The 26,652-nt window shown below is 64.8% G+C and carries 22 protein-coding genes; 13 read left to right on the top strand and 9 right to left on the bottom strand.

Translation table 11 applies throughout. The features are described from left to right. Positions 1 to 29 precede the first annotated feature (29 nt). Complete coding sequence (locus NKI29_RS22820; protein ID WP_352797262.1) at positions 30 to 2,564, top strand: mechanosensitive ion channel family protein; 2,535 nt, start codon at positions 30 to 32, stop codon at positions 2,562 to 2,564. A 199-nt stretch (positions 2,565 to 2,763) separates the two neighbouring features. Here the strand turns inward: NKI29_RS22820 and msrA are convergent, their stop codons facing one another. The 4 genes from msrA to NKI29_RS22840 form a co-directional block, all read right to left on the bottom strand. Next, positions 2,764 to 3,492, bottom strand: a complete 729-nt coding sequence (gene msrA, locus NKI29_RS22825; protein WP_352797264.1) for a peptide-methionine (S)-S-oxide reductase MsrA — start codon at positions 3,490 to 3,492, stop codon at positions 2,764 to 2,766. A gap of 77 nt (positions 3,493 to 3,569) precedes the next feature. Further along, the gene (locus NKI29_RS22830; RefSeq protein ID WP_352797267.1) at positions 3,570 to 3,905 is read right to left on the bottom strand and encodes a hypothetical protein; all 336 of its coding nucleotides are present in this window, start codon (positions 3,903 to 3,905) and stop codon (positions 3,570 to 3,572) included. A gap of 79 nt (positions 3,906 to 3,984) precedes the next feature. Continuing rightward, positions 3,985 to 4,701, bottom strand: coding sequence for a DUF1223 domain-containing protein (locus NKI29_RS22835; protein WP_502896718.1), 717 nt, complete (start codon positions 4,699 to 4,701; stop codon positions 3,985 to 3,987). A 228-nt stretch (positions 4,702 to 4,929) separates the two neighbouring features. Further along, positions 4,930 to 5,994 carry a TadE/TadG family type IV pilus assembly protein gene (locus NKI29_RS22840; protein WP_023679028.1) on the bottom strand — a complete coding sequence of 355 codons (1,065 nt, stop codon included), beginning with the start codon at positions 5,992 to 5,994 and terminating at the stop codon, positions 4,930 to 4,932. 158 nt (positions 5,995 to 6,152) lie between these two features. On the opposite strand from NKI29_RS22840, the gene lepA reads away from it, so the two are divergent. From lepA to NKI29_RS22870, 6 genes are all read left to right on the top strand, one after another. After that, entirely contained in the window at positions 6,153 to 7,958 is a 1,806-nt protein-coding gene (gene lepA / locus NKI29_RS22845) for a translation elongation factor 4 (RefSeq protein WP_352640357.1), read from the top strand. A gap of 258 nt (positions 7,959 to 8,216) precedes the next feature. Beyond that, a complete protein-coding gene (locus NKI29_RS22850; protein WP_352797269.1) occupies positions 8,217 to 8,729 on the top strand; it encodes a hypothetical protein in 513 nt (170 codons plus the stop codon). Positions 8,730 to 9,010: 281 nt separating this feature from the next. Further along, the gene (locus NKI29_RS22855; RefSeq protein WP_352571556.1) at positions 9,011 to 9,385 is read left to right on the top strand and encodes a hypothetical protein; all 375 of its coding nucleotides are present in this window, start codon (positions 9,011 to 9,013) and stop codon (positions 9,383 to 9,385) included. Between the two features lie 542 nt (positions 9,386 to 9,927). Further along, on the top strand, positions 9,928 to 10,551 hold the full coding sequence (locus NKI29_RS22860) for a CDGSH iron-sulfur domain-containing protein (RefSeq protein ID WP_352797271.1): 624 nt from the start codon (positions 9,928 to 9,930) through the stop codon (positions 10,549 to 10,551). A gap of 241 nt (positions 10,552 to 10,792) precedes the next feature. After that, on the top strand, positions 10,793 to 12,820 hold the full coding sequence (locus tag NKI29_RS22865) for a hydantoinase/oxoprolinase N-terminal domain-containing protein (protein WP_352797274.1): 2,028 nt from the start codon (positions 10,793 to 10,795) through the stop codon (positions 12,818 to 12,820). 263 nt (positions 12,821 to 13,083) lie between these two features. Continuing rightward, the gene (locus NKI29_RS22870; protein WP_352797276.1) at positions 13,084 to 15,255 is read left to right on the top strand and encodes a malate synthase G; all 2,172 of its coding nucleotides are present in this window, start codon (positions 13,084 to 13,086) and stop codon (positions 15,253 to 15,255) included. A gap of 243 nt (positions 15,256 to 15,498) precedes the next feature. On the opposite strand, the gene NKI29_RS22875 is transcribed toward NKI29_RS22870, so the two are convergent. The 4 genes from NKI29_RS22875 to NKI29_RS22890 all read right to left on the bottom strand — a co-directional run bounded on the left by NKI29_RS22875 (position 15,499) and on the right by NKI29_RS22890 (position 19,741). Then, the gene (locus NKI29_RS22875) at positions 15,499 to 17,028 is read right to left on the bottom strand and encodes a YifB family Mg chelatase-like AAA ATPase (RefSeq protein WP_023679867.1); all 1,530 of its coding nucleotides are present in this window, start codon (positions 17,026 to 17,028) and stop codon (positions 15,499 to 15,501) included. A 163-nt stretch (positions 17,029 to 17,191) separates the two neighbouring features. Beyond that, a complete protein-coding gene (gene gshB / locus NKI29_RS22880) occupies positions 17,192 to 18,133 on the bottom strand; it encodes a glutathione synthase (RefSeq protein ID WP_352797278.1) in 942 nt (313 codons plus the stop codon). 218 nt (positions 18,134 to 18,351) lie between these two features. Further along, positions 18,352 to 18,726 carry a GtrA family protein gene (locus NKI29_RS22885; RefSeq protein WP_023679865.1) on the bottom strand — a complete coding sequence of 125 codons (375 nt, stop codon included), beginning with the start codon at positions 18,724 to 18,726 and terminating at the stop codon, positions 18,352 to 18,354. Positions 18,727 to 18,733: 7 nt separating this feature from the next. Continuing rightward, positions 18,734 to 19,741 (bottom strand): glycosyltransferase, encoded by a 1,008-nt coding sequence (locus tag NKI29_RS22890; protein WP_031212751.1) that lies wholly within the window; start codon positions 19,739 to 19,741, stop codon positions 18,734 to 18,736. 130 nt (positions 19,742 to 19,871) lie between these two features. On the opposite strand from NKI29_RS22890, the gene NKI29_RS22895 reads away from it, so the two are divergent. The 6 genes from NKI29_RS22895 (at position 19,872) to NKI29_RS22920 (ending at position 26,366) form a co-directional block, all read left to right on the top strand. Then, on the top strand, positions 19,872 to 21,674 hold the full coding sequence (locus NKI29_RS22895; protein WP_023679863.1) for a hypothetical protein: 1,803 nt from the start codon (positions 19,872 to 19,874) through the stop codon (positions 21,672 to 21,674). 132 nt (positions 21,675 to 21,806) lie between these two features. Further along, positions 21,807 to 22,574, top strand: coding sequence for an SDR family NAD(P)-dependent oxidoreductase (locus NKI29_RS22900; RefSeq protein ID WP_023679862.1), 768 nt, complete (start codon positions 21,807 to 21,809; stop codon positions 22,572 to 22,574). Further along, entirely contained in the window at positions 22,574 to 23,524 is a 951-nt protein-coding gene (locus NKI29_RS22905; RefSeq protein ID WP_031212749.1) for a 2-dehydro-3-deoxygalactonokinase, read from the top strand. Before NKI29_RS22900 ends, NKI29_RS22905 begins: the two co-directional genes overlap by 1 nt. Beyond that, positions 23,521 to 24,159 carry a 2-dehydro-3-deoxy-6-phosphogalactonate aldolase gene (locus NKI29_RS22910; RefSeq protein WP_023679860.1) on the top strand — a complete coding sequence of 213 codons (639 nt, stop codon included), beginning with the start codon at positions 23,521 to 23,523 and terminating at the stop codon, positions 24,157 to 24,159. Before NKI29_RS22905 ends, NKI29_RS22910 begins: the two co-directional genes overlap by 4 nt. Then, a complete protein-coding gene (locus tag NKI29_RS22915; RefSeq protein WP_352620807.1) occupies positions 24,159 to 25,040 on the top strand; it encodes an SMP-30/gluconolactonase/LRE family protein in 882 nt (293 codons plus the stop codon). The genes NKI29_RS22910 and NKI29_RS22915 overlap by 1 nt, the downstream gene beginning before the upstream one ends. A gap of 267 nt (positions 25,041 to 25,307) precedes the next feature. Next, positions 25,308 to 26,366: a D-alanine--D-alanine ligase family protein gene (locus NKI29_RS22920; protein ID WP_352620806.1), complete on the top strand. Its 1,059-nt coding sequence runs from the start codon at positions 25,308 to 25,310 to the stop codon at positions 26,364 to 26,366. On the opposite strand, the gene NKI29_RS22925 is transcribed toward NKI29_RS22920, so the two are convergent. Further along, positions 26,363 to 26,650, bottom strand: coding sequence for a DUF1330 domain-containing protein (locus tag NKI29_RS22925; RefSeq protein WP_023679856.1), 288 nt, complete (start codon positions 26,648 to 26,650; stop codon positions 26,363 to 26,365). The genes NKI29_RS22920 and NKI29_RS22925 overlap by 4 nt on opposite strands. Between the last annotated feature and the right edge of the window lie 2 nt (positions 26,651 to 26,652).

Raw genomic sequence — 26,652 nt, forward strand, 5'->3', positions numbered from 1 at the left:
GAATCACCGGCAAGAAGAAGGGCAACAGAATGAACCCCTTTTCTGCGGCAGGACAGGATCGGCTGCTGCTTTTGCTGATCCGGACGGTCGCGTTGATCGGCGCACTCGCGCTTGCCGGCCTGCTGCCGGCCATGCCGCAGGCGCACGCCCAGGACGCGGCCAACTGGACGGGCGTGTGGGACACGAAGTGGCGCGGCGGCGGCGCCCAGATCAAGTTCGAGCAGACGGGCACTGACGTAAAGGGCGTGTACCCGCTTTATAACGGCCGTATCGAGGCCAAGGCCGAAGGCGACAAGCTTGTCGGCCACTGGTTCGAAGGCGACCGCCAGGGCGCCTTCACCTTCGTCCAATCGCCTGACGGCGGCAGCTTCATGGGCCGCTTCGATGCCGCCACCGCCGAATGGTGGACAGGTGTGCGCGTCAGCGCCGTCGAGGACGTCCGTGTCGACCAGTCGAGCCCGATGAGCACCATGCGCTCGTTCCTGCAGACGATGAACGAGAGCGGCGCCGACAACGTGCCGCGCGCCACCGGTGGCGGCATGGGTCTTGCCGGTCTGGCAGCGGGTCTCGTCGACGTCACCGAGGCCGACCGCGGCGGCCTCAACATGCCCGATTACACCAAGCTTCTGTTCACCGTCATCGACAACGCGACGTTCCGTCTGTGGAGCCTGCCGCATGATGCGATTTCCGGAGACGAGGTGACGGCGACGCTGCCGCAATACGGCACCAGGGTCTCCTTCGCCGTCACTTTTCGCCGCAAGAATGGCGACTGGTTCATCGTCGGGCCGCCACTTGGCCAACTCCAGGCAAAGCTCGCCGAATTCCAGGAAGCGCGTGGCGAAGCCGTCGACATGGTCGACGATCCGAGCAGGCTCGCCTCGCCGCGCGACACGTTCAAGGTACTGTTGAGCGGCCTCACCGAAGCCGGCGACCCGGCCCAGGCGGCGCTCGACCTGCGCAACTACAGTCAGGCGGTGCGTGGCGACGAGGCGTTCCTGCTCGAGCGCTATCTCAAAAAGGTCATCGACCGCATCGGCTACGTCTATTGGCAGGAGATCCCCGACGATCCGAAGAGCAACACCCCCTTCGTCTATTTCGAGCATCCCGCCGGCAACATCGTCATCGGCCCAGTCGAGACTGAGAAGGGCAAGATCTGGCAGTTCACGCCCGAGACGCTCGCCCACATCCGCGCGCTCTACGCCGATGTCGAAGACGTGCCGGTGGCGCCGGAATTCGCCGCCTTCGCCAGCACCGACCCGTTCTTCATCGCCCGTGGCCTCGCCCGCGAGATCAGCCCCGGCCTGCTCACCCGCGCCGGCCCGATGGAGCACTGGCAATGGTGGATGCTCGGCCTTGCCGCACTGGCCGGCATCGTCTTCGGCTTCATCGCCAATGCGCTGATTTCCTTGTTTGTGCGAAGGACGGACAGCCCGGCCTTCTTCCGCATTGTCGAATGGGCGGTGCGCTCGATCGTGCTTGGCTTCTTCCTGCTGTTGACGTTGCGCCCGCTCGGTCTGCCGCAAGTGGTCGCCGCCCCGGTCAAGGCAATCGCCTGGAGCCTGGTCGTGATTGGCGCCGTGCCGGTGGTCTGGCACCTGATCGGCAAGGTCGCCGACCATTACCGTGGACTGTGGCAGGTGCCCGGCTATCACGACACGCTGATTTCGCTGTCCACCGGCGTGGCGCGCGTCGCCGTGCTGGTCGTCGCCTTCCTGCTGCTGGCCGAAGTGCTCGCCATCCCCTACGAAGGCGTCATTGCCGGTCTCGGCATCGGCGGTCTGGCGGTGGCGCTGGCCGCGCAGCCGACGCTGCAGAACTTCCTCTCCGGCCTGACGCTCTATGCCGACCGGCCGGTCAGCGTCGGCGACTTCTGCAAGTTCGGCGACCAGTCCGGCACGATCGAGCATATCGGCATGCGCTCCACCCGCATCCGGTCGCTCGACCGCACGATCATCTCGGTGCCAAACTCGGATTTCGCCGGCATGCAGATCGAGAACTACGCGCATCGCGACCGCACCCGGTTCGCGACGACGCTGCAGCTGCGCTACGAAACGACGCCCGATCAGCTACGTTACGTCCTGGCCGAGCTGCGCAAGCTGCTGATTGCCCATCCGCGCGTCATCGATGAGCCGTGCCGCGTGCGCTTTGCCGGCTTCGGCGCCTATTCGCTCGACATCGACGTGTTCACCTATGTCAAAACCGCCGACGTGGCCGAGTTCCAAGCCATCCGCGAGGACATCCTGCTGTCCATGATCAACATCATGGATGATGCCGGCGCGCAGTTCGCCTTCCCTTCGTCACTGGAATACAGAGCCACCGACCTTCCGGTCGACGACGAAAGACGCATCGCCGCGGAGAAAAGGGTCAGCGATTGGCGCGAGGCGCAGAATCTGCCTTTCCCCGACTTCAGCCAGATCGACAAATTCGCCCTCAACAATATACTTGCCTACCCGCCTGAGGGTTCGGCGCATTATCGCGAGACAGAGCCCGACCCGGACTCGGCCGTGGCAAAGGCGACGCTGGAGAAGGTGCGCTGGAGCCTGCCCTGGAAAAAGGGGGAGTAGTGCGAAGCGCGGAAACTGCTGATCTCCCCCCTTGAGGGGGAGATGTCGCTGAAAGCGACAGAGGGGGTCGCCGCGCGTGGAGTGCCAACTTCGTCTTCCTCGATATGCTGGACCGCGTCGCGCCAACCGAACCGACCCCCTCTGGCCTGCCGGCCATCTCCCCCTCAAGGGGGGAGATCAGCAGGCCCCCCGCAAAAGCTCAGCTCTTGTTGGCGGCCAGCACCAGCACCGGCTTTTCGCGGTAGAGGTTGGGGAACAGCCGCTTCAGATTCTCGACCTTGGGCAAATCGTTGTAGACGATATAGGGATAGGTCGGGTTGAGCGTCAGAAAGTCCTGGTGATAGTCCTCGGCCGGATAGAAGGTCTTGCCGGTCTCCAGCGTCGTCACGATCGGCTTGGGAAACACCTTGGCCTTGTCGAGCTGGGCGATGTAGCTTTCGGCGATCTTTTTCTGTGCGTCGTTTTCGGCAAAGATCGTCGAACGGTACTGGGTGCCGCTGTCCGGGCCCTGGTAGTTCAGTTGCGTCGGGTTGTGCGCCACCGAGAAATACACCTGCAGCAGCTGGCCGTAGGTCACCTCGGACGGCTCGTAGGTGATCTCGACGGATTCGGCATGGCCCGTCCGGCTGGTGCCGACCGTTTCATAGACGGCCGTGTCCTTGTCGCCGCCGGTATAGCCGGAAACGGCGCTGGTGACGCCCTTGACGTGCTGGAACACGCCTTGCACACCCCAGAAGCAGCCGCCGGCGAAGACCGCCTTTTCGGTGCCGGCGGTGGCCTTCTCGTCCATTGCCGGCGGCGGGATCACCACCGCGTCTTCGGCCGAGACTGCCGGCGTCTGCCAGAATACGGCCGCGGCGGCCGTGAGGATGAGCGCGGCAAGTGCTGCTTTTGCGAAAATCGACGATCGTTTCACGACTCCGGTCATGTCTGATCTCCCATGATGCTGGTTTGGATTATACGACGGATAGGTCCGCCGGGCTCTCACATTGCTGTGCGCATCGCCTATTTGGCCGGAGCCATGGCATCGCAGGCCTTGGTCGCTTCGGCTTTCTTCATGGCGTCCGTCTCGGCGGCGGCCTTGTTCATGCAGTCGGCCTTCATCGGATCGCCCGCCTGCATCGCGGTCGTGGCCATCGCGTCAGGCGCCATGGCGCCGGCCGGCTTCATGGCGTCCGTTGCCGGCTTCATGGCGCCCGTTGCCGGCTTCATGGCGTTTGTCGCCATCGCCGGCTTCATCGCATCTTCGGCCCGCGCCGCGCCTCCTGCGAACAGCGCCGTCGAGCAAAGTGCGAAGGCGAGTGCCGCCAGGGTCGGGCGATTAGTCAAACGATTGGTCATGATGATCTCCTTGGGTTTGGCAGGGGTTGATCGCATGCGGCGGCGCCGCTGCGGCGTTGCGCAAATTTCGGAACGGGTTCTAATTCGCTACGGCAGCAAGGATCGGCCCGCCGCCCGGCACCTGCACCAGCACCGCTGTGCTGAGGCCGCCCGTCGCCGCCGGCAGCGGCAGCGCGGTGGCGTCGCCGGTCCAACTGCCCAGCCTGGTCAGCGAATGCACGACATTGGCGTGCGGCAGCGTGCGGCCGGTGTTTTCTCCGCGCGCCACCGGCACCTCGACGACGCCCTTGCCGTAACGCACCAGCCAGACGTCGGCCCTGCCGCCGGGCACCGGACCGGCGCCGATGCTGACCTTTCCGCCGGCGAGCGACAACGAAGGTCCGTCAGCGTGGCCGCCACTCGAAATCAGCTGCTCGATCTCGCCCGGCCTGGCGCCGACGGCATCGGCCCTGCCGTTGACCACCACTTGCGGCGTGAACGGGCCGGAACGGCCGAGCGACGGTTCATAGCGGACCTGGCGCTGCGTGAATTCTTCTTTGCCGAATGTGTCCTTCCAGCCGAGATAGTCCCAGTAGGTGACGTTGAAGGACAGCGCCAGCACGCCGGGCCGGTCCTTGACCTTGATCAGATTGGCGTTGGCCGGCGGACAGGACGAGCAGCCCTGGCTGGTGAACAGCTCTACGACGGTCAGCGTCTGGCCGGCGGCCGCGCTGGTTGCCGACAGCACAGTCGCGGAAAACAGTGCCGCGGCGAGCCCCATCAGGGCTGTGCTGCGTTTCGCTGTCGATCCGGGCATCGCATTTCTCCTGCGCAGACATCGCGTCATGTCCACACTTCGCCGCCGACACACGGTTCGTTACAGCATCACCGCTTCGTGATCGTTCGCAGCTCTCCCTTCTCCCACAGGGGGCGAAGGGAAGACGGTCGCTCGCAACCAACACGCCACCCGGTGTGACCGGGGCGGCGGTGTGATGGACGGGTAGCCTAAGCGGGCCGATATGCCCTCGCACTCAGCTGCGGCGGCCTATTGTGTCAACAGCGTTTCGGATGCCCGCTGATTGAAGGCGCATTTGCCGGTTACTGTGTAGAAAAAGTCCGCGTTGGAATCGGTGATGGTCGGAGATGTCGGCACCGACGATCCCCCGTCTTCCCACGCTTGTGTGCTGGTCTGGCCGCACGGCACCAGCGTAAAGATATCGACCGTTTGGCCACTGGCGATCTCGACGCCGTTCGCGTAGAGGCGGTTCGATGTTGCCGGATCGTTCGACTTGAGCACCGTTGGATTGCCTGACGGGACATCCATCTGCAGATATAGCTGGTCCATCTGGCTGACGTCGATCACCGCGCCGGCACCGGTCGCGGGATACATTGTGTTGACACAGGTGGTCGCGTATTTCCTGCCGTATGAGTCGGTCTGGACGATCGTGGTGCTAGGCAAGCCGTAGAAGCTGAGCACCGTCGTGGTCGTACACACCTGCTGCTGGACCATAGTGATCGTCGCTCCGTTGATCGTGGAGACGGTCGCCGTGCCATAGCCTTTCGGATCGCCATAACCGTTGTATGTGTAGGTGATCTTCATCAGCTTGTTGGCCACCGTGTCCCCGAATTTGGTGCCGTAGAGCGTCATTGTCTTGCCCCACCAGCCCGAGATCTTGGTCACCTTGAACGTGGCTTGCACCAACGCCGGCCGCTTTGTCACTGCCGACGCAACGCCGACCTGCACCGTGTTGATCCTGGCGATCTGCATGAAATTCGTCGGCATGGCAAAGCCGGCCGAAGCCTTGATGCTGGCGGCGCCGTCGGTGGCGACGACGAAGCTGTCGAGCTTGGCCGTGCCTTGCCCGCCATTGGCCAGGTATGCCTCCTGCAGTTTTACCTGGCGGTCCGCCAGTGAGGTGTCCGTCGCAAGCGTCGTGATCGACAGCGACGCTGCATCGAGGGCGTTCTGCATCGATGCCCTGGTTGAAACCGCAGAGGTATAGTCGATGGAAAAACCCAATGCGGCAACCATCGGGATAAGCAAGATGGCGAGCAATGGCGCGAACGAGCCGCTCACCGATTTGAGAAATTTGCGTGCTGACAACGGCATTCCGATCCCCCCGAAACGGCGATGGCCGGTGGGCTATCACGCCGGGCGCGAACTATGCTCTAATCTCATGGATCAAAGTTTAACGACTTTGCCGCCCCGCCGCCGCACCCGCGCCCCGCCGCTTGCCGATGTAGCGTGCCCCTGCTAAAGCGCGCCGCATGACCACGCCGATCAAAAACATCCGCAACTTCTCCATCGTTGCCCATATCGACCATGGCAAATCCACGCTTGCCGACCGGCTGATCCAGTCGACCGGCGGGCTGGAGCTGCGCGACATGAAGGAGCAGGTGCTGGACTCGATGGACATCGAGCGCGAGCGCGGCATCACCATCAAGGCGCAGACGGTGCGGCTGAAATACCGCGCCAACAATGGCGAGGACTATATCCTCAACCTGATCGACACGCCCGGCCATGTCGACTTCGCCTATGAAGTGTCGCGCTCGCTCGCCGCCTGCGAAGGTTCGCTGCTGGTCGTCGACGCCTCGCAAGGCGTCGAGGCGCAGACGCTGGCCAATGTCTACCAGGCGATCGACAACAACCACGAGATCGTCGTGGTGCTGAACAAGGTCGACCTGCCCGCCGCCGAGCCCGAGCGCATCCGCGAACAGGTCGAGGAGGTGATCGGCATCGACGCCTCCAACGCCGTGCTGATTTCGGCCAAGACCGGCCTCGGCATTCCCGACGTGCTCGAAGCGATCGTCAACGATCTGCCGCCGCCGCGCGAGGGCGACATCACGGCCCCGCTGAAGGCGATGCTGGTCGACAGCTGGTACGACGCCTATCTCGGCGTCATCGTGCTGGTCCGCATCATCGACGGCGTGCTGAAGAAGGGCCAGACCATCCGCATGATGGGCACTGGCGCCAGGTACCTGGTCGAGCGCACCGGCGTCTTCACGCCCGCCCGCATCAATGTCGACGAGCTCGGCCCCGGCGAGTTCGGCTTCTTCACCGGCTCGATCAAGGAAGTCGCCGACACTCGCGTCGGCGACACCATCACCGAGGACAAGCGCCCGACGGCACAAGCCCTGCCCGGCTTCAAGCCGGCGCAGCCGGTGGTGTTCTGCGGCCTGTTCCCGGTCGACGCCGCCGATTTCGAGGACCTGCGCGCCGCCGTCGGCAAACTGCGCCTCAACGACGCGTCCTTCTCCTTTGAAATGGAAACCAGTGCCGCACTTGGCTTCGGCTATCGCTGCGGCTTCCTCGGCCTGCTGCATCTCGAAATCATCCAGGAGCGGCTGGAGCGCGAGTTCAATCTCGATCTCATCGCCACCGCGCCTAGCGTCGTCTACCGCCTGCTGTTGAACGACGGCACTGTCAAGGAACTGCACAACCCTGCCGACATGCCCGACGTGGTCAAGATCTCGGCCATCGAGGAGCCGTGGATCCGCGCCACCATCCTCACCCCGGACGACTATCTCGGCGGCATCCTGAAACTCTGCCAGGACCGGCGCGGCATCCAGGCCGACCTGTCCTATGTCGGCAAGCGCGCCATGCTGATCTATGACCTGCCGCTCAACGAAGTGGTCTTCGACTTCTACGACCGGCTGAAGTCGATCTCCAAGGGCTACGCCTCGTTCGACTACCATCTGACCGACTACAAGGAGGGCGACCTGGTCAAGATGTCGATCCTGGTCAACGAAGAGCCGGTCGACGCGCTGTCGATGCTGGTTCACCGCACGGCGGCCGAAAAGCGTGGCCGCCAGATGTGCGAGAAGCTGAAGGAGCTGATCCCGCACCATCTGTTCAAGATCCCGATCCAGGCCGCGATCGGCGGCAAGGTCATCGCCCGCGAAACCATCTCGGCGCTGCGCAAGGACGTCACCGCCAAGTGCTACGGCGGCGACGTCTCACGCAAACGCAAGCTGCTCGACAAGCAGAAAGAGGGCAAGAAGCGGATGCGGCAGTTCGGCAAGGTGGATATCCCGCAGGAAGCGTTTATCCAGGCCCTGAAGATGGGCGATTGAGAAGCCGGTTGGCGCGCACAGCGCGCCAAGCCATCGATCCGGTGAATCGATGGCAGGCTTCGAAAGCGGGGGAGCTGCCGGAGGCAGCGGGCCCCCCGCCAGCGCGGCGCTGAAGCTGCATGGTGGAGATTGGGCAGAAGCGTGCGACAGGTCAGCAAGCTGGATACGCGCCGGCCATTGCGACCCTTCAGGACAGCGGACCATCATTGGAGAATGTCCCGCCTTGAAGTATCCTTGCGGCTTCGGGGGAGACATCACATGCGCTCCACTCTGGACCTTGTCGCCGCGATCGGCCTCGCCATCGGCGGCGCTTTCGGACTTGCCGGCACCTTCGTGGAGAGCGCGCCACTCCGCGAAACACTCTGGACGATCGACGGCGTGGCGCTGGTGGTGGCGGCCGCGCTGTTGACGATGAAATATCAGCGCCAGGGCAATGACTGCGTGGCGGCTGGATTTTTGACCTTTCTCGCCGGCGAAAGCCTGCTGCTCTCCGGCAATGCGGCGGGGCTTGAGGCCAGCGTGCCCTCCTATGTCGGCGGTATCTCGCTTTGGGCGGCGGCGCTGGTCATGGTCAGCGCGCCGAAAACCTTCGCGCTGTGGATGCGGCTTACCGCTGTCGTGGCGGCTGTGCTGTTTGTCGTCTCAGTGGGCCTGATCCTGTGGGGTGCGCCTTTGCTGCCGACCTCGACGCCGCTGCCCGCTGCCGGATATCCCTTCCTGGTGCTCACATTCATTGGCTGGATCTGGACACTGCTGAAGCCCGGCCGTTGAGCCCGGGCGGACCGCCCCTCTCCGGCCGCTTCGCGGCCACCTCTCCCCCACTTTGTGGGCGCGAGGAACCCAGGTCTTGGGAGGCTTCGGTGATTGGCATTCCTCGCCCCACGGAGTGGGGAGAGGTGGTTTGCGAAGCAAACCGGAGAGGGGTCTTGCTTGGCAACCTCGCGCGTCACGCGGAGCGCAAATGCCGCGATCGCCTCTTCCACCCATCCCGCCGCCATGCCATGTTCCCCCTCGCGGCCGGGCAGGCCGCTTCATTCCGGGGGGAAATCATCATGTCGTCCTACGCTTTCGCGCGCCGCGTCGCCGCGTCGCTGTTCATTGTCACGCTGTTTGCGCCCGTCGCGCATGCCGGCGATGTCACCTTCGAGATCAAGAACAGCCATCCGAACGCCATGCGCGTCGAACTCTACAGCCAGGACCGCGATCATGTCTGGCCGGGCAACAATCAGGATTACTATCTCAACGACGGCGAGACCAAGGCGATCCCGCTGTCCTGCAGTGACGGCGAATCGATCTGCTACGGCGCCTGGGTCGATGGCGACGAGAATACCTATTGGGGCGTCGGCCCCGGCAATACGGAAAAGTGCGACGATTGCTGCTACACCTGCAGTGGCGGCGAGACCGAGGAAATCGATCTGGTTCCGTGAGTTGCCCGTCTCCCTCTTGTTGGGGGCTGTCGCGTATGGACAAGTGCCCCCTCACCCGGATTGCCAACCGAATTGCAAAGGGCAATTCGGGGCAATCCGACCTCTCCCCGAGGGGAGAGGAGGTCGCCTGCGCTGCGCCAGGCTCTTCTCCCCGGCGGGAAGAAGGTGGCCGCCCACGAGTCTGCCTCCTCAGCCCGAGGGCAGGCTCCGCGGCCGGGGGACTTCATAGGCGATTGCTCCATCCTTGGGGAGAAGCCAGCACAAAGCGGGCAGGGGCGTCCCGCCAACGTCAGGCCGGCAACGCCGGAATTTCAAAGCTGAAACAAAAAACCCGCCTCGGCGGGCGGGTCGTTGGAGCCAATTGGCACCATACGCAAATTAGTAGCATAGCTGCCGGCACAAAGCAAGAACAAAATGTGGTGCTGCGAGCAAAATGCGAATTCCCTTACCGCCGCGCCCGAGGTCGGCCCTCACGGGGGGAGAATGCTGCCTTGACGTCGTCCTGACTGTCGCCATAGCGTAGTCCGACAGGAGACCCACCCATGGCAGTGGTCGAAGGCGAGAAGATCGATATCGGCTTTTCGGGAAAACGTTGCATCCATTCGCGCAACTGCGTGCTGGGCGATCCTCGTGTCTTCGTGCCCAACGCGCCCGGCCAGTGGATCCATCCGGATGCGGCCAGCGTCGAGAAGATCGTGGCGCTCGCCGAAGCCTGCCCGTCCGGTGCCATCACCTATATCCGCAAGGATGGCGGGCCGCAGGAACAGCCGCCGGTGGTCAACATTGTGCGCATAAGGGAAAACGGTCCGCTTGCCGTCCATGCCGAGATCGTGTTGGGCGGCGAAACGTTTTACCGCGCCACGCTGTGCCGCTGCGGCGCCTCGGAAAACAAGCCGTTCTGCGATGGTAGCCACACCAAATCGGGCTTCACCGCCACCGGCGAGCCGGCGCTGAAGGACACGCCGGCGCTGGAGGTGCGGAATGGCCCGCTGACCGTCACACCGACGACCAACGGCCCGCTCAAGCTCGAAGGCAATGTCGAAATCGTCACCGGCACCGGCCACACGGTCGACCGTACGCAACGCACCTTCCTCTGCCGCTGCGGCCACTCCGCCAACAAGCCGTTCTGCGATGGCTCGCATAAGAAGGTGGGGTTTGTCGGGTAGCCTAGCGATCTCCCCCCTTGAGGGGGAGATGTCGCCGAAGGCGACAGAGGGGGTCGGTACGTCCTGACGCCAACGCCATCGCGGCCAGAGAATGCCGGGGCTCCACGCGAGACGACCCCCTCTGGCCTGCCGGCCATCTCCCCTCGAGGGGGGAGATTACGCTGCCTTGGCCCAGCGCTCGTGCCTTTATCGGCCCGTTCATATCCGCTAAGGGGCGGAGACGAATTCTCCGGACCCGCCAATGACCGCCAAGACCAAATCGCCACCTCTCTTCCTCGGCATCGATACCGGCGGCACCTATACCGACGCCGTGCTGTGGTCGGAGGCCGGCGGCCCTAACGGCAAGGTGCTGGCCAAGGCCAAGGCGCTGACGACACGGCACGATCTGGCGGTCGGCATCTCCGGCGCGGTCGATGCGGTGCTCGAAATGGCCGGCACCGACCCGGCAGCGATCAAACTGGTGTCGATGTCGACGACGCTTGCCACCAATGCGCTGGTCGAGGGCCAGGGCGGCCGCGTGGCGCTGGTCATGATCGGCTTTGCCGAAGGCGACCTTGCCCGCGACGGGCTGAAGGCGGCGCTCGGCACCGACCCGGTGGTGTTCTGCCCCGGCGGCCACGATGTCCATGGCAATGCGGCAAAGCTCGATCTTTCCGGGCTGGAGGCAGCTTTGCCGGAACTGGAAAAGTCGGTGTCCGGCTTTGCCGTCTGCGCCTATTTCGCCACCCGCAATCCGGCGCACGAGCTAAGCGCGCGGAACCTGATCCGCGACAGGACCGGCCTGCCGGTCACCGCCAGCCACGAACTGTCGGCCAAGCTCGGCGGCCCGCGCCGGGCGCTGACGACATTACTCAACGCCAGGCTGATCTCGATGATCGACCGGCTGGTCGCGGCAACCGAAGGCTTTTTGGCCGCGCGCAACATTGCCGCCCCGCTGATGGTGGTGCGCGGCGACGGCGCTCTGGTCTCGGCCGCCTTTGCCCGCCAGCGGCCGATCGAGACCATCCTGTCCGGCCCGGCCGCCAGCCTCGTCGGTGCCCGCCACATGACCGGCCTCGACGATGCCGTGGTCTCCGATATCGGCGGCACCACCACCGACGTCGCCGTGCTCGACAAGGGCCGGCCGCGGCTTGATCCGGAAGGCGCCACCGTCGGCGGGTTCCGCACCATGGTCGAGGCCGTCGCCATGCGCACCTTTGGGCTCGGCGGCGATTCCGAAGTGGCGCTGGAGGACGGCGCGCTCAATCCGAGAATCCTGCTCGGCCCGCGCCGCCTGGTGCCGCTGGCGCTGGCCGGCTTGATGCATGGCGAGGCCGTCACGGCGGAGCTCGAGCGCCAGCTGCGCGCGCCCAATCCCGGCCGCATGGATGGCCGTCTGGCGGTGCGCACCGGCGTGCCGGAGCGGCTGGCGGCCGGACTGACCGGCGCCGAAGCCAAGCTCTACGAACTGATTGGCGCCGTGCCGCAGGCTCTCGACAGATTGCTGACCTCGAACGCCCAGAACGCCACCTTGAACCGGCTGGTGTCGCGCGGGCTGGTGCATGTCGCCGGCTTCACGCCGTCGGACGCCGCGCATGTGCTGGGCCGGCAGGCCAATTGGGATGCGGCCGCGGCGCGTCTGGGTGCCGAGCTGTTCGCGCGCAGGCGCGACGGCCGCGGCCAGTTCATCGCCGCCTCGCCGGAGGCGATCTCGGAACGGGTGCTGACCGCGCTGACCCGCCTGTCGGCGGAAGTCATCCTCGAGACCGCCTTTGCCGAGGACGGGCTGGATGGCGCGGCGACCGTCGCCCATGCCCTGGTCCAGCGCGCCGTCGACGCGCATCCCGGCATCGCCCGCTTGAGCGTCGCCCTCGACCGTCCGGTCATCGGCCTCGGCGCCTCGGCACCGCTGCACTATGCCGGCCTGGCCGAGCTGGTCGGCAATGACTGCATGGTGCCTGAGGATACCGATGTCGCCAACGCGCTCGGCGCCGTCGTCGGCCAGGTCCGGGTATCGGCCGAGGCGCGGGTCAGCCAGCCCAAGGAAGGGCTGTTCCGCGTTACCTCCGGTGAAAGCGTGCGCGATTTCAACGACGAAGCAGCGGCGATCGCCGCAGCGGAGAAAGATGTGCGGGCGATTGCCGCCGGGCGGGCTAAGGACGCCGGCACCGACAGCGCCGAGATCGAAATCGCCAGCGAGTTCCGCGTCTCCACCGTAGAGGGCCAGCGCATGTTCATCGAGGCGCATGTCGTGGCGGTGGCGTCGGGACGGCCAAGGATTGCGGTGTGAGCGCGTAATCTCCCCCCGAGGGGGAGATGTCGCCGAAGGCGACAGAGGGGGTCGCCTCGCATGAAGCGCGACGCGATTTGGTGCAAAGAAGAGGTTGCACTCCACGCGAGGCGACCCCCTCTGGCCTGCCGGCCATCTCCCCCTCAAGGGGGGAGATCGGCAGCGAAAACGCCCTACCTTCACCTTAGGCCGAGTTGACCCTACAACCTTGCCATGTCAAAGGCCCGAGGCCGGCAAGCCGGCCAAGCCCTGGAGAAGCCCTGATGACTGATCGCGTCGAGATCGCCGGATTGCGGATTGCCCGCGAGCTTCATGATTTCGTCGTGAACGAAGCGATGCCGGGCACCGGCATCGAGGCGGAGGCATTCTGGAACGGTTTTTCGGCGATCGTCTATGATCTCTCGCCAAAAAACCGGGCGCTGCTCGAAAAGCGCGATGCCATGCAGGACAAGCTCGACCGCTGGTATCGCGACAATGGCGCGCCCGTCGACATGGAGGCCTACAAGACGTTCCTCCGCGAGATCGGCTATCTGCTGCCCGAGGGGCCGGCGTTCAGCGTGACCACCGAAAATGTCGACCCGGAAATCGCTTTGGTTGCCGGGCCGCAGTTGGTGGTGCCGGTGATGAACGCTCGTTATGCGCTGAATGCCGCCAATGCGCGCTGGGGCTCGCTGTACGATGCGCTCTACGGCACCGACGCTATCCCGGAGACGGCCGGCGCCGAGCGAGGCAACAAATTCAATCCGGCGCGCGGCGCCAAGGTCGTCGCCTTGGTGAAAAGCTTCTTCGACGAGGCGGTGCCGCTCACCACAGGCAAATGGGCCGGCGTCAACGGGCTTTCGGTCGCCAACGGCATGTTGCGGCTGGGCGAGGGTGCCGGCGCCACCACGCTTGCCGACCTCAGACAGTTTGCCGGCTATCGCGGCGACGCCGCCGACCCCGAAGCCGTGCTGCTCACCAAGAACGGCCTGCACATCGAAATCGTCATCGACCGCAACAACCAGATCGGCCGCACCGATCCGGCCGGCATTGCCGATGTCGTGCTGGAATCGGCACTGACCACCATCCAGGACTGCGAGGATTCGGTCGCCGCGGTGGATGCAGAAGACAAGGTGCTGGTCTACCGCAACTGGCTCGGTCTGATGAAGGGCGACTTGGCGGAGGAGATCACCAAGGCCGGCAAGAGCTTTGTCCGCAGGCTCAACCCCGACCGCACCTATACCGCGCCCGATGGCGGCACGCTGATCTTGCCCGGCCGGTCGCTGATGCTGGTCAGGAATGTCGGCCACCTTATGACCAATCCGGCGATATCAGACCGCGACGGCAACGAGGCGCCGGAAGGCATTATGGATGCGGCGCTGACGGCGCTGATCGCGCTGCATGACATCGGCGTGAACGGGCGCCGCGCCAATTCTCGCGCCGGCTCGATGTACATCGTAAAGCCCAAGATGCACGGGCCCGACGAAGTCGCCTTCGCCGTCGAGATTTTCGACCGCGTCGAAGCGCTGCTCGGCGTGCCCAAAAACACCATCAAGATGGGCATCATGGACGAGGAGCGGCGCACCACCGTCAACCTCAAGGAGGCGATCCGCGCCGCGAAAGAACGCGTCGTCTTCATCAACACCGGCTTCCTCGATCGCACCGGCGACGAGATCCACACCTCGATGGAAGCCGGCCCGATGATCCGCAAGGGCGACATGAAGCAGGCCGCCTGGATTGCCGCCTACGAGGCCTGGAACGTCGACATCGGGCTGGAATGCGGGTTGGCCGGCCACGCCCAGATCGGCAAGGGCATGTGGGCGATGCCCGACCTGATGGCGGCGATGCTGGCCGAGAAAATCGCGCATCCCAAGGCTGGCGCCAACACCGCCTGGGTGCCGTCGCCGACGGCGGCAACCCTGCACGCCACGCACTACCACAAGGTTGATGTCCACGCCGTCCAGGCGGCGCTGAAGAGCCGCCCCAAGGCGAAACTCGACGACATCCTGTCGGTGCCGGTAGCAAGGCGGCCGAACTGGTCGCCTGAAGACATCCAGAAGGAACTCGACAACAACGCGCAAGGCATTCTGGGCTATGTCGTGCGCTGGATCGACCAGGGCGTCGGCTGTTCGAAAGTGCCGGATATAAACGACGTCGGCCTGATGGAGGACCGCGCCACGCTGCGCATCTCCTCGCAGCACATCGCCAACTGGCTGCATCACGGCGTCTGCACGCCCGAGCAGGTCATGGAGACGATGAAACGCATGGCGGCGATCGTCGACCGCCAGAACCAAGGCGATCCGCTCTACCGGCCGATGGCGCCGGATTTCGACAAGTCCATCGCCTTCCTCGCCGCCTGCGACCTCGTCTTCAAAGGCCGCATCCAGCCCAACGGCTACACCGAGCCAGTGCTGCACGCGCGGCGGCTGGAGCTGAAGGCGAAGCAGGGCACCTGAAGCGAAGGCATGGGAGTCGGGGTCCCCCTCCCCCTTGAGGGGAGGGTGGCCCGAAGGGCCGGGAGGGGTCCTGCAAGAAGTGCGCCGACTCCCATTCCAGCGACAAGAACGGGATTGTCTTGGCGACCAATACTCGGTGCCATCTTGATCTGCGCATATCGTGCAGACGTTAAAGGCCGAGCACGTCGCCGGCGACCCCACCCGGCCGCTTCGCGGCCACCCTCCCCTCGAGGGGAAGGAAGCCTACGCCGCTTGTGCCATCCGTTCCGAGCTCATGCGGTAGGAAATCGCTTCGGCCAGATGGATGCGGCCGACCGTCTCGCTGGCCTCGAGATCGGCCAAGGTCCGCGCCACCTTCAAGACGCGGTGATAGGCTCGTGCGGAAAAGCCGAGCTTTTCGCTGGCATCCCTGAGCAGCGACAGGCCGGCGGCATCGGGCATGGCGATCTCCTCGATGACTGACGGCGAGCAATGGGCGTTGGTGGTGGCGGTCGCGCCGAGCCGCTCGAAGCGCTCGCGCTGGATCGTACGGGCGCGGGCAACACGTAGTGCGACGGCGGCACTTTTCTCCGCCCGGTCCGGCCGGATCAGATCGCTGGCCGAGACCGCCGGCACCTCGATCCTGAGATCGATACGGTCGAGCAGCGGGCCGGAAATGCGCGCCTGGTAGTCGGTGCGGCAGCGATCGCCGCGCAGGCAGCGATAGCCGGGCTCGCCGGCCATGCCGCAGCGGCACGGGTTCATCGCCGCGACCAGCTGGATACGTGCCGGATAAGTAACGCGGTGGTTGGCGCGCGCGATCATGCAGTCGCCGGTCTCCAGCGGCTGGCGCAGCGCATCGAGCGCCTGCGGCGAGAATTCGGGAAACTCGTCGAGGAACAGCACGCCGTGATGGGCAAGCGAGGCCTCGCCCGGCCGCACGCGCAGACCGCCGCCGACCATCGCCGCCATCGAGGCCGAATGGTGTGGTGCACGGAACGGCCGCCGGTCGGTCAGCTTGCCTTCGCCGAGTTCGCCGGCCACCGAGGCGATCATCGAGACTTCGAGCAATTCCCTGGGCGCCAGCGGCGGCAGGATCGACGGCAGCCGCTGCGCCAGCATCGACTTTCCCGATCCCGGCGGCCCGACCATCAGCAGATTGTGGCCGCCGGCCGCCGCCACCTCCAGCGCCCGCTTGGCGGTCTCCTGGCCCTTGATGTCGGCAAGGTCGGGCAGGTCGCGCGCCGCGGCATGGATGCCGGCTTCCGGCCGCGACAGAACCTGCGTGCCGCGAAAATGATTGGCGATGGCGATCAGGCTGCGCGGCGCCAATATGTCGAAATCCTTGCCGGCCCAGGCCGCTTCCGGCCCGCAGGCGAACGGGCAGATCAAGCCCTTGCCTTCGGCATTGGCACCGATTGCCGCCGGCAGCGCGCCAGCCACCGCGGCGATGGTGCCGTCGAGCGACAATTCGCCAAGCACGACATAGCCGGCCAGCATGTCGCCCGGAATGGCGCCGAGCGCCGCCATCAGCCCGAGCGCGATCGGCAAATCGTAGTGGCTGCCTTCCTTGGGCAGGTCGGCGGGCGCCAGATTGACGGTGACCTTCTTCGACGGCATCGACAGGCCGGATGCATGAAGTGCTGCCTGCACCCGCTCGCGGCTTTCGGCTACGGCCTTGTCGGCCAGCCCGACGATGTGCATGTTGACCTTGCCCGGCGCGATCATCACCTGCACGTCGACCGGCACGGCCTCGATGCCCTGGAAAGCAACCGTGCGAACCCGCGCCACCATGTCTTCACCCCGGATGCAGGCTTTTGCCCCAAGCCTTTGCGATCATGCCGCGAACGGCGTCACCCGAGACAACCACAGATTTCCGGCGAAGGCAAGAACATTTGGGGAACAGCTGAGCGCAACGGCGGCAATGGTTTGCAACGCGGCCGCTCGCGAAGCGAGGCTAGTTGCGCTTCTCCTCCACGGCATCCCAGAACAGGCTGGCGATGTCGGCGCCGCCGAAGCGCTGCACTTCGCGTATGCCGGTCGGTGAGGTCACGTTGATCTCGGTCATGTAATCGCCGATGACGTCGATGCCGACGAGGATGAAGCCGCGCTCCTTCAGCGAGGGACCGATGCGGGCGCAGATCTCGCGTTCGCGTTCCGTCAATTCGGTCTTTTCGGCGCGGCCGCCGACATGCATGTTGGAGCGCGAATCGTGCTCGGCCGGCACGCGGTTGATGGCGCCGACAGGCTCGCCGTCAATCAGGATGATGCGCTTGTCGCCAGCCCGCACCTCCTTGAGGTAGCGCTGCACGATGTAGGGTTCGCGGAACAACTGGCCGAACACTTCGAGCAGCGAGGCGAGGTTGCGGTCGGCCTCGTGCAGGTGGAAGATACCGGCGCCGCCATTGCCGTAGAGCGGTTTGACGATGATATCGCCGAACTCCTTGCGGAAGGCTGCGACCTCGAGAGGGTCCTTGGTGATCAGCGTGTCCGGCATCAGGTCGGGAAATTCGGTGACGAAGATCTTTTCCGGGCTGTTGCGCACCCAGGCCGGGTCGTTGACCACCAGCGTCTTCGGATGGATGCGCTCGAGAATATGCGTGGTGGTGATGTAGTTCATGTCGAAGGGCGGATCCTGCCGCAAAAGGATGACGTCCATCTCCGAAAGATCGGTGCGGACTTCTTCGCCCAGCGAATAATGATTGCCCTTCTCGTCGCGGACCTGCATCGCCTCGATACGGGCAAACACCTTGCCGTCGCGCAGCGACAGCCGGTCGGGCGTGTAGTGGAACAATTGGTGGCCGCGCCGCTGCGCCTCCAGCGACAGTGCAAACGACGTGTCGCCGGCTACCGACACGGTGGAGATGTGGTCCATCTGGACGGCGACTTTCAGGGGCATGGCAGCTCTCCGGCGCACTTGGAGCGATCCACTTGGACGCACAAAGTACGCTCCAACATTTCTTGAATCCATGCATCGTGCTTTCCGAAAATCGATTCCGATTTTTCGGGCCGATGCATCGACGACAGCGATATAAGGAAATCGGCGGCCTCTGCCAATCGGCCAAGGTCATGATGAGGCTGCGCTTCGCTTGGCGCAGATCCCAACGCGATGTGCCTTCAGCGGTCGAACACCAGCTTGGAATAGCCGAGGAAGGACAGCGCCATGGCGACCAGCGAGGCGACCGCAAGGGCTATGAGCGGCGACACCATCGGCAGTGCGAACAACATGACGCAATAGACGAGATAATTGACGACGCTGGTGGCAATGCCGACGCCGCCGTAGCGGGCGCCCTCATGCGCGATGCCCCGGCTGGAAGGCGAGAAGGTCAGGTGGCGGTTGATCAGCCAGGTGGCGGACAGCGCAAAACCGATCGAAATGATGCGGGCTGCCAAGGGGCCAAGCGGCGTTGCCGCCAGCACCAGCCAAAGCGCACCCGCGTCGGCGACGAAGCCGATGCCGCCGGCGACAATGAAGCGGGCGAGGCGTCCCATTTAGGCTCTAGGCCGCGCGCGGGGTCTTGCGCGGTCCGGCCTTCAAAGTCGCGAGCGCGCTTGCACGTTCACGTTCGACGCGACCGGAAGGCATCGACAGATAGAAGATGCGCTTCTGCTCGGCGCGGCCGCGCGACACCGAATCGAGGATCACCCCGGTCACCGCCGCCAGCATCGACAGCAGCAGCAGGCCGACCGACAGAACCCAGGTCGGCATGCGCGGCACAAGCCCGGTTTCGGCGAACTCGATCAGCACCGGCGCCATCAGAAACAGGCTTGATGCCAGGAAGAACACCGAAAAAGCGCCGAAGAAACGCAGCGGCTGCGTCTCCTTCATCAGCATGGCGAACATCCACAGGATCTTCGCGCCGTCGCGAAAGGTCGACAGCTTCGACGAGGAGCCTTCCGGCCGGCGGCCATAGTCGAGTCCGATCTCGCTGACCGGCAATTTGAGCTGCGAGGCGTGCACCGACATTTCGGTCTCGATCTCGAAACCGCCGGAAACGGCGGGAAAACTCTTGACGAAGCGCCTGGTGAAGGCGCGGTAACCCGAGAAGATATCGGTAAAGTCCGAGCCGAACAAACGTTTGTAGAGGCTGTTGAAGATGCGGTTGCCGAAGGCGTGGCCTGTCCTGCCGGCGTCGTTGGCGACGCCGCGCCTGGTGCCCACCACCATGTCGGAGCGCTCGGTCAGCAGCGTGTTGATCAGTTGCGGCGCGTCCTCCGGCGCATAGGTGCCGTCGCCGTCGGCCATCAGGTAGATGTCGGCCTCGATGTCGGCGAACATGCGGCGCACGACATTGCCTTTGCCCTGGCGCGGCTCGCGCACCACGATGGCGCCGGCGGCGCGGGCTCGGAGCGCCGTCAGATCGCGCGAATTGTTGTCGTAGACATAGATCGCGGCGGCAGGCAGCGTTTCGCGAAAGCGCCGCACCACTTCGCCGATCGTCAGCTCCTCATTGTAGCAAGGCAGGAGCACGGCGATGCTCGGCTCATGGCGCACTTCTTGTGGCATTTTTCGTCTCCGGATGCCCTGTGAGGCCCCTGACCGCTCAAGCGCCGGCCTCGCTCGGGCGGCTTTACTATTTATTGAAGCTGTTAAGGCTAGGTTTAAACCGCACCGTATTCCTTCCAAAGGTCCTGATATGAGCACAGCCGACGATGGCGCCTCCATTTGGAGGTCCGATATCGCGCTGGCGCTGCTTGCCACGTTGCCGGCACTTGCCGTCAATGCCCTTGCCGGCTTCCCGGAATTGACCAATGCCGGCGGCGACAACGACAATCTGCTGCGCCTTGTCGAAGTTCGCGACATGCTGGCCAGCCAGGGCTGGTTCGATCTGCACCAGTACAGGATGGGCCTGGAAGGCGGTTTCGTCATGCATTGGTCGCGGCTGGTCGATGCGCCGATCGCCGCCATCATCATCGCCGTATCGGCCCTGACCGGCAGCGCGGCCTTTGCCGAGAATGTTGCGCAAGTGCTGTGGCCGACGCTGCTCTTCTGCCTGACCGTGTTTTTCACCGCCCGCGCCGCACGCAGCTTTGCCGGTGACAGCGCCGTGCTGCCCGCTGTCGTGGTCGGCGCTGCCGCACTGTATTTCATTGGCATTTTTTCGCCTGGCGCGCTCGATCACCACAATATCCAGCTGATGCTGAGCATGGCCAGCCTGAGCCTATTGCTTGAAGCGCCAATGCGCAGGCCGGCGGCATTGCTCTCCGGCCTGTGCGCCGGATTGATGCTGGCCGTCGGTATGGAGACCGCCCCTTATGTGGCCACCATCGGCGCCTCTGTCGCCATGCTGTTCGCCCTCGGCGCCAATGGCGAGAGGCTGATCGCCAGGGATTTCGGCCTCGGCTTTGCCGGCGTGTCCGCTCTCGTCTTTGTCGCCACCATTGCGCCGTCTGCCTGGGGTCAGGCGCAATGCGACGCCTTTTCGACCGTGCAGTTCGTCGTCGCGGCGATTGCCGGAACCGGCCTTGCGGCGATAGCGTCGATCGAGCCGGCCGGCCGCACGCGCCAACGGCGCATCGCCTCACTTGGCCTGCTTGCCCTGCTATTGGGCGCTGTCGTCGTCTTGTTGTTCCCACAATGCCTGGCAGCGCCCTACGCCAACCTCGATCCGCGCCTCAAGGAGCTATGGCTTGATCACATCGACGAGGCGCAATCGCTGTTCAAGCTGCTCGCTGAAGATCCGGCCGGGGTGGTGGCGCGCTATGCCACGCCGCTCATTGCGCTCGTGCTGATGGCGCTTCGCCTTGGCCGCGGTGGCTGGCGGCGGCAGGACAGCCTTGTCGGCGCGCTGCTTGTCGTGGCCTTCATCGTCAGCGCCTGGCAGGTACGCGGTTCGACATTCTCGATCGCCTTCGCCGTCATCCCGCTTGCCGCCTGGATTGCCAAATGGCGTCAACGGGCCGAGGCCAGCGCGTCGCGCGGGGTGGCGCTGCGCATGGCTGCCGTCTGGCTGGTTTCGGTGAATGCGGTCTGGACTGGGGCTGCCGCGGCGACCTCGGTAGCCTTCGACGACAGCAACACCACGGCGGATAATGGCGACGGCACCGATGTCGCTTGCCAGCGCATGGCCTCCTTTGCGGCACTCGGCCGCCTGCCCGGCACCACCGTACTGGCAATTTCCAATCTCGGATCGCCTATCCTGGCCTATTCCGGACATCGCGTCTTCGCTGGGCCTTATCATCGCAATGTCGCCGGCAACCTGCTGGCGCTCGATGCCTTCCTTGGGTCTGATGCCGATGCCAGGACGGTCGTGGCGGATCATCACGTCGGCCTCGTCGCGCTGTGCCCCGGCAGCGCCGAAAGCAAGCTCCTCGCAGCCAAGGCGCCGGCAGGCTTTCTTGCCGGGCTGATGCGCGGCAGCGTGCCGGAATGGCTTGAGCCGGTTGCCGGGACCAGCGGAGCCGCCGTCGAATTGTACCGCGTCCGGCTGGGCAACTGATCGATCGGCGGCCCGTGCGGCCTTTTGTCGGACATAAGTCCTGACAATCCACTCTTTCGCCCTTGCCCGCCCGACATGGCTGGATAGGATGCGCGCCGGCCGACCGCGATCATTGGACCGGGAGAGAATTTCATGATGCCATCGGCACGCTTTGCCGACCTCGAAGGCGCTTCGGTGCTGATCACCGGCGGCGGCTCCGGCATTGGTGCTGCCTTGACCGAAGGTTTTGTCCGCCAGGGGGCAAAGGTCGCCTTCATCGATATCGCCGACCGTCCGAGCCTGGCGCTGGCCGATCGGTTAGACAAGGAGCTCGGCCGGCGGCCGTTCTATCTCAAGACCGACATACGCGACATCGAGGCATTGCGGGTATCAATCGCCAAAGCCGCCGAGGCGCATGGCAACGTGACCGTGCTGGTCAACAATGCCGCTCAGGATGACCGTCATGCCGTCGAAGACGTCACGGTGGAGTTCTGGGACAACAACCATGCCATCAACCTGCGCCCGCATTTCTTCAGCGCACAGGCGGTGGCGCCGGGCATGAAGCGGGCCGGCGGCGGCTCGATCATCAACTTCACCTCGACGTCGTTTCTCATCAACCATCCCGATATGCCGGCCTACACCGCCGCCAAGGCCGGCATCGTCGGTCTCACCAAGGGTCTTGCCGGCAAGCTCGGCGTCGATGGCATCCGTGTCAACGCGATCGCGCCCGGCTGGGTGATCACCGAGCGGCAGAGAAAGCTCTGGGTCACCGAAGAAGCGCTCGCCGCTCATGTCGCCAAACAGTGCATCAAAGAGGTGATGCAGCCGGAAGACATTGTCGGCACCGTGCTGTTCCTGGCGTCGGATGCCTCACGCATGCTGACCGCGCAGATGCTGATCGTCGATGGGGGGTTCCTGTGATCTCATCGAGCAAGGCAGCTTCCGTCGCGGCCGTCGACTGGGGCACCACCCGTATGAGGGTCTGGCTGCTCGACGGCGCCGGCAAGGTTCTCGCCGAGCGGCGCGGCGATGACGGGCTGATCACCGCCCAGGCTAAAGGATTTTCGTCCATTCTTGAAGGGCATCTGGCTGCACTGGGCGCAGCCGAGGCGCTGCCGGTCATCATTTGCGGCATGGCCGGTTCGCGCCAGGGCTGGCTGGAGGCGCCCTATGTCAGCGTGCCGGCGCCGATCGGCGCTATTCTCGCCGGCGCTGCCCGCATCCCCGGCCAGCGCCGCGACATCCGCATCGTGCCCGGCCTTGCCCAGCGTCTGGCCGACGCCCCGGATGTCATGCGCGGCGAGGAGACGCAGCTTGCCGGCGCCGGTTTGCCGGCAAAGGGACGCCATGTCGTCTGCATGCCTGGCACGCATTCGAAATGGGTGCTGGTCGAGGACGGTGCCGTTGCCGGTTTCGGCACCTGGCCGACCGGCGAGCTGTTTTCGGTGCTGGCCGCGCACTCGATCCTGCGCCATTCGCTGGGCGAGCCGCCGAAGCCGGTTGCCGCCGAAAATCCATTTTTCCGGGAGTGGTGCCTGAAGGCGTTGGCCGAAGGCGGTGACATCGGTTCAAGACTGTTCTCGATCCGCGCCGCCAGCCTGCTGCAGGATCTGAAGCCCGAGGATGCCGCCGCGTGCCTGTCCGGCCTGCTGATCGGCGGCGAGATCGCTTCGGCAAATCGCCGTTATGGGGCGAGTGCCGTGCCCGTCGTGCTGATCGCGTCGGGCGCACTTGGCACGCTCTATGCCGACGCGCTCGGCCTTGCCGGGCTCGCGGTCAGGGTGGTCGACGCCGACGAGGCGGTGCGTGCCGGTCTTGCCGAAGCCGCGCGCGAAAATGGCATGATCGCCGGAAATGGAGTTGCCGCATGACAGAGACCGCACCTTTTCCAAAGCTCGAGCGGGGTCTGGTCGCCATCCTGCGTGGCCTCAAGCCAAGCGAGGCGGTGGCGATCGGCCAGGCGATCTTCGGCGCCGGTATCGAAGCGATCGAGGTGCCGCTCAACTCGCCCGATCCTTACGCCTCCATCGCCAGCATTGTCGGAGCGCTTCCTCCAACAGCCTTGGTCGGTGCCGGCACGGTGCTCAGCGCCGCCGATGTCGACGGCCTGCACAAGGCCGGCGGGCGGCTGCTGGTCAGCCCCAATATCGATGCCGAGGTCATGGGCCGTGCCATGCACTACGGCATGGTGACGATGCCCGGCGTGTTCACGCCGACCGAGGCATTTCAAGCAATCCGGCTCGGCGCCTCGGCACTGAAATTCTTCCCGGCGAGCGTGCTTGGCGCGGCGGGCATTTCGGCGATGCGCGCGGTGCTGCCGGCCAGTGTGCTGGTCGGCGCGGTCGGCGGCGTTTCGGATAAGGATTTTGCCGGCTACAAGGCAGCCGGCGTCAGCGTCTTCGGTCTTGGCTCCAGCCTGTTCAAGCCGGGCATGAGCGTCGACGAAGTGGCAGCGCGAGCGAAAGCCGCAGTTCAGGCCTGGGACGCGGCGTTTGGAGTGGCATGATGAGCGAGACCATTGTTTCGGTTTTTTCCGACCATGTCTGCCAACTCGGGGAGGGACCAAGCTATGACCCTGCCACCGACACGCTCTACTGGTTCGACATCGTCAACGGCCAGCTCCTCGAACAGCGCCTGTCGGGCGGTGCCGTCAAAATCCACGAGCTCGGTCAGATGGCCAGCGCCATCTGCATCATCGACGACCAACGCCAGCTGATCGCCACCGAGACCGGTCTGCATGTCCGCGACGTCGCGACCGGCAAGCTGACGCTGCACACGCCGATCGAGGCCGACAATACGGTCACCCGCTCGAACGATTCACGCGTTCACCCTTGCGGCGCCCTCTGGGTCGGCACCATGGGCAAGGGCGAGGAGAAGGCCGCCGGTTCGATCTACTGGTTCTTCAAGTGCGAGCTGCGCCGGCTCTATGCCGACGTCACGGTGCCCAATTCGATCTGCTTTTCCGAGGATGGGACGATCGCCTATTACACCGACACCAGCACCGGGCTGTTGATGCGCGTCGGCTGCGATCCGGCGACCGGCCTGCCGGTTGGCGAACCGAAGGTCTTCGTCGACCACCGTTCGGCCAAGGGCTATATCGATGGTTCGGTGCTCGACCGTGACGGCATATTGTGGAACGCCTGCTGGGGCGGCAGCGTCGTCGAAGCCTATGGACCCGACGGCAAGCTCGTCCGTTCGGTGGCGATGCCGGCGACGCAGCCTTCCTGTCCGGCTTTCGTCGGCAGGAATGCCGACCGGCTGGCGGTCACCTCCGCCTGGTCGGGCAAGAGCGAGAAGCAGCGCCTGCTCGACCCGCAAGCCGGCATGACATTTATGCTCGACATTCCAGTCAATGGTCGCTTCGAGCCGCGTGTGCTGATTGGCTGACCATGATCCCGAAAAGTGGGAACCGGTTTTCGGAAAAGATCATGGTCAAACAGGAAGATGGCGCCGTTGCTGTCGTGCAGGCGTCCGGCTGACGTCGGTTCCGCGAAAGCCGAATGCATTCGCCGTGCGATGCTAGAACGGTTCATCGTTTCGCGGGAACGCTGAACCGCTCTATCTCTTTGTTTTGACGCAATTCCGGACGGAAAACCGTTTCACACTTTTCCTGGAATTGCTTTAGCAATCGTGCTGCCGGGAAATCGTTCGATCATGTCAAGCCGCAAGCCGAAGCTGATCCTTGTCTACGAGCCAGAAAAGGCTTGCTTCGATCGGCTGGTTGCCGATAACCACGTGCCGGAGCGTGCCGCCGAAATTGCCTCCTATCTGGCGCAATCGACCGATATCGCTGCTGAATTCGACGCACTTGCCGCCGCTTGCCAGAAGCGCGGCCCGTCGTTTGCGCCGGTGGCGCTCGACGACGCCGCAAGCGTTCTCGCCGGCGAGGACCCGAAGACCACGCTAGTCTGGACGCTGACCGACGGCATCGCCTATTTCCGCGGCGGCGCGGCACCAGCTCTGGCACGGCTGAACGGCCTGGAGGCGATCGGCGCCGACGATGCGCTTTTCGCGCTCTGCCAGGACAAGTTCCGTTCAGGCGCCGTGCTCGGCGCGTTCGGCTTGCCGGTGCCGCAGGCGGGCCTTGCCCGTGACGGCGCCTGGCTGGTCGCGCCGCCGGCTTCGCCCGCCGGCTGGTTCGTCAAGCCGAACCGGCTCGGCGCCAAGATCGGTATCTGGCCCGATTCGCGCTGCCACGATCTCGGCCATGCGCTGGAGCTTAGCCGGCGCGTCTTCGCCGCCTATCGCGACGATGTCGTCGTCCAGCCCTATGTCGCCGGCCGCAACGCGCGCGCCAGTTTTCTCGGATTGAGGCCGGATACCGGCGTCGAGGCGCTGGGCATCGCCTTTGTCGATTCAGGCGGCGATTTCCAGACCATGCAGGACAGCCTGGCGCTTTACGGCAATACCGGCGAAGCGGCCAAAGCCACGGGAAATTACGCCGAGCCGTTGCTGCTGCCGGTCGCCGGCAGCCAGCCTCTGGCTGATGCAAGGATCCGCAACATCGCCGAAAGCCTGATGGTCGGGCTTGGCCTGCGGGATGTGTTTTCCATCGATTTCCGGGTCGAAGCCGACGACAGCGTCCACCTCATCGAGTTCGAGGTCTGCCCCGGCCTGCCCTGCTTCGATTTCCGCGATTACTGTCGCCAGCAATGGGGCTTGAGCCTCGCCGATACGATGGCGGAGGCAGCGGCGAACCGGCTTCTCGCCTAAATCCCCTCGACCAGCACGATTTCGCCCTCGGCCACCTTCTGGCGGATCGCGACGGCGCGCTGGTATTCGGGAGAGTGGTAGCAGTCATGCGCCGCCGCAAGCGACGGAAACTCGATGATCACGTTGCGGTCGCGGCCCGGCCCCTCGGCCTTCTCATGCGCGCCGCCGCGCGCCAGGAACTTGGCGCCGAAGCGGTCGAAGGCCGGTTTGGCAGCTGCGACATAGTCCTTGTAGCCTTCCGCATCGCGCACGTCGACGCGAGCGATCCAGTATCCCTTGGGCATGG

The sequence above is a fragment of the Mesorhizobium sp. M0678 genome (assembly GCF_040320505.1).
In the GTDB taxonomy this organism is placed as follows: Bacteria; Pseudomonadota; Alphaproteobacteria; order Rhizobiales; family Rhizobiaceae; genus Mesorhizobium.

Excerpts from the sequence above, each read along its gene's own strand:
- NKI29_RS22820 (WP_352797262.1), top strand. The coding sequence starts at position 30 with ATGAACCCCTTTTCTGCGGCAGGACAGGATCGGCTGCTGCTTTTGCTG.
- msrA (WP_352797264.1), bottom strand. The coding sequence starts at position 3,492 with ATGACCGGAGTCGTGAAACGATCGTCGATTTTCGCAAAAGCAGCACTT.
- NKI29_RS22830 (WP_352797267.1), bottom strand. The coding sequence starts at position 3,905 with ATGACCAATCGTTTGACTAATCGCCCGACCCTGGCGGCACTCGCCTTC.
- NKI29_RS22835 (WP_502896718.1), bottom strand. The coding sequence starts at position 4,701 with ATGCCCGGATCGACAGCGAAACGCAGCACAGCCCTGATGGGGCTCGCC.
- NKI29_RS22840 (WP_023679028.1), bottom strand. The coding sequence starts at position 5,994 with ATGCCGTTGTCAGCACGCAAATTTCTCAAATCGGTGAGCGGCTCGTTC.
- lepA (WP_352640357.1), top strand. The coding sequence starts at position 6,153 with ATGACCACGCCGATCAAAAACATCCGCAACTTCTCCATCGTTGCCCAT.
- NKI29_RS22850 (WP_352797269.1), top strand. The coding sequence starts at position 8,217 with ATGCGCTCCACTCTGGACCTTGTCGCCGCGATCGGCCTCGCCATCGGC.
- NKI29_RS22855 (WP_352571556.1), top strand. The coding sequence starts at position 9,011 with ATGTCGTCCTACGCTTTCGCGCGCCGCGTCGCCGCGTCGCTGTTCATT.
- NKI29_RS22860 (WP_352797271.1), top strand. The coding sequence starts at position 9,928 with ATGGCAGTGGTCGAAGGCGAGAAGATCGATATCGGCTTTTCGGGAAAA.
- NKI29_RS22865 (WP_352797274.1), top strand. The coding sequence starts at position 10,793 with ATGACCGCCAAGACCAAATCGCCACCTCTCTTCCTCGGCATCGATACC.
- NKI29_RS22870 (WP_352797276.1), top strand. The coding sequence starts at position 13,084 with ATGACTGATCGCGTCGAGATCGCCGGATTGCGGATTGCCCGCGAGCTT.
- NKI29_RS22875 (WP_023679867.1), bottom strand. The coding sequence starts at position 17,028 with ATGGTGGCGCGGGTTCGCACGGTTGCTTTCCAGGGCATCGAGGCCGTG.
- gshB (WP_352797278.1), bottom strand. The coding sequence starts at position 18,133 with ATGCCCCTGAAAGTCGCCGTCCAGATGGACCACATCTCCACCGTGTCG.
- NKI29_RS22885 (WP_023679865.1), bottom strand. The coding sequence starts at position 18,726 with ATGGGACGCCTCGCCCGCTTCATTGTCGCCGGCGGCATCGGCTTCGTC.
- NKI29_RS22890 (WP_031212751.1), bottom strand. The coding sequence starts at position 19,741 with ATGCCACAAGAAGTGCGCCATGAGCCGAGCATCGCCGTGCTCCTGCCT.
- NKI29_RS22895 (WP_023679863.1), top strand. The coding sequence starts at position 19,872 with ATGAGCACAGCCGACGATGGCGCCTCCATTTGGAGGTCCGATATCGCG.
- NKI29_RS22900 (WP_023679862.1), top strand. The coding sequence starts at position 21,807 with ATGATGCCATCGGCACGCTTTGCCGACCTCGAAGGCGCTTCGGTGCTG.
- NKI29_RS22910 (WP_023679860.1), top strand. The coding sequence starts at position 23,521 with ATGACAGAGACCGCACCTTTTCCAAAGCTCGAGCGGGGTCTGGTCGCC.
- NKI29_RS22915 (WP_352620807.1), top strand. The coding sequence starts at position 24,159 with ATGAGCGAGACCATTGTTTCGGTTTTTTCCGACCATGTCTGCCAACTC.
- NKI29_RS22920 (WP_352620806.1), top strand. The coding sequence starts at position 25,308 with ATGTCAAGCCGCAAGCCGAAGCTGATCCTTGTCTACGAGCCAGAAAAG.
- NKI29_RS22925 (WP_023679856.1), bottom strand. The coding sequence starts at position 26,650 with ATGCCCAAGGGATACTGGATCGCTCGCGTCGACGTGCGCGATGCGGAA.